General features: G+C 50.4%; 2 protein-coding genes. One reads left to right on the forward strand and one right to left on the reverse strand.

Annotation, left to right across the window (positions count from 1 at the left end):
* Positions 1-139 precede the first annotated feature (139 nt).
* Positions 140-1,030 carry a hypothetical protein gene (locus tag PsW74_RS19010; RefSeq protein WP_153041774.1) on the reverse strand — a complete coding sequence of 297 codons (891 nt, stop codon included), beginning with the start codon at positions 1,028-1,030 and terminating at the stop codon, positions 140-142.
* A gap of 76 nt (positions 1,031-1,106) precedes the next feature.
* On the opposite strand from PsW74_RS19010, the gene PsW74_RS19015 reads away from it, so the two are divergent.
* Entirely contained in the window at positions 1,107-1,811 is a 705-nt protein-coding gene (locus PsW74_RS19015; protein ID WP_063290524.1) for a hypothetical protein, read from the forward strand.
* Positions 1,812-1,908: the final 97 nt, after the last annotated feature.

Consider the following 1,908-nt stretch of genomic DNA (forward strand, 5'->3'; position numbering starts at 1 on the left):
TATTCAAGCTCTACACAGGCGCAGGGAGAGGGCCGCATTTCGTCGGTATTTACCGGTTCATAGGGCATCTCGGTGGTCTGACAACCAACCAGAAGCAAGACAATCGAAAGGAATGGAATGAATCTTTTTCGCATGGAAATTACTTCTCTGACTTGAGTGCATCGGTTGCTTGACTTTTGGGAGCGCTGCCCGAGCCGTATTGTTTGCTCATGCTGTGAGCAGCATCGCCCAGAGCATCGTTAGTGACGCCAATCGCGGCTTTACCTGCCTTGTAGGCCGCGCCGCCGCCTTTAATGTAGCTGCTGGCCATACCGCCAATACCTGACATCATGGCGCCTGAAGTTGCTGCATTGAGAGAGGCTTGCGCGATGGTACCTGCAAGGCTGACCGCTTCCTGAATGAGCGCCACGCCAGACCAGGCAGTGAGGATTACGATGATGTAACTGCGCCAGTTCGTATCGTTGCTCAAATCAGTACCAACGCCCTCACCCGTCGGAACCAAACTTTCCACTCCAGCGACAATCAGCGAGAACACTAGTGTGACGGCAACAAGGGTAATAATCGCTCCAAGCAGTGTGCGTACGCCATTCATCATCTGCTCACGTCCCCATGGGAAGGCGCTTAAGGTGATGATGTAGGGAGCAAACAGGCAAATCATCATGATGCGGAAGAGGCCAATGGCGACCTGTGTCACAAACACGATCATCATCAAAATAAAGGGCAACATCAGGAAGCCGGTAAAGATAACAACACCAACTTTATCGAAAAACCCAGCACCATCCATCATAGACTTTGCCATGTTGATTGGCTGCACAAATGCAGTCTCAATATTTGAGACCAGGCTCACCACAGCACTGTCACCACTGCCACCACCCATGATGCTTGCAGGGATGCCAAACATGACGTTGTAGGTGACCTCATAGACCTCACCTGCAAGTCCATATTGCAGGGCCATAAGAACCCCAAAACCGAAAAACAAAAACACGAATTGGGTAGCAATCCCTGCAACGTCTGCGGCTCCAGCAGCCATCTTAAACCCTTGGAATACCGCCCATAAACATGCTAGGCTCGCAAAAATTGCCAGCATAGGTTCGAAGGCCATATCCATGAAACCATTTACGAACTCACCTCCATTTTTGACATACGCCTCAATGACACGACAGCTGACACAATCATTACTCATTGCACTCGCCTTTCTTGCTGGCTCGGCGCAGGCTCAAGCCGAGATCAGCCTTATTGACTTTGAGGGGACTATCCTTCTGGAAGGGAATGGCACGACCAATCGTTCCTGGAGCACGGATGCTTCCGACTTCCTTGATCCGGCTTATGCTAAATGGGCCTGGAACAACCTGAAGAGTTTTGAAGAACTGTCTGACGAACTTGGAAAGCACGAAGAAGCTTATATTGCTTGGGAGAAGGCCTCGAATAACCTCTTCGAAAAGAACGTGAGAGCTACGCTGAAGAAAGCGCCGTTCCTCAAGAGAACTCAAGCTAAGGTGGGACTTCGTACGCAGGTAGACCGAGAGGCATTTTCGGCAAGCTCTCATCAAGAAGCTGTTGCCAAATTCCGCGACCTTACCTTGCTGCGAACAGCGTGGAATATTGCATTCGAAAAAAGCACCCCGTTTGATGCCGAAAATTGGCGGGCGTATGAGGTGTTTTACTGCGACCGACACACCAAAGAATTTAACTTCAGAATGAAAGACTGCCGTATCCCAAACTGGCGTAGGCCGGACGTTCCGCAGGCTTACAAAGCCATGTACGAGCGGCGCAAGAAAGAGGGTACGCTGAAGTACCTGCAAACCAACTGAAGATGACGATAAGCTCAGGGAGGTCATGAAGAACTTCCCTTCTTTTTCATGTCTTTCTTGGCGAGTTCACTCTCAAGCGGAACGCCCTGCAGGATAG

Origin of the sequence: Pseudovibrio sp. W74 (genome assembly GCF_001623085.1) — a bacterium.
GTDB lineage: Bacteria > Pseudomonadota > Alphaproteobacteria > Rhizobiales > Stappiaceae > Pseudovibrio.

Excerpts from the sequence above, each read along its gene's own strand:
- PsW74_RS19015 (WP_063290524.1), top strand. The coding sequence starts at position 1,107 with ATGAAACCATTTACGAACTCACCTCCATTTTTGACATACGCCTCAATG.
- PsW74_RS19010 (WP_153041774.1), bottom strand. The coding sequence starts at position 1,030 with ATGGCTGCTGGAGCCGCAGACGTTGCAGGGATTGCTACCCAATTCGTG.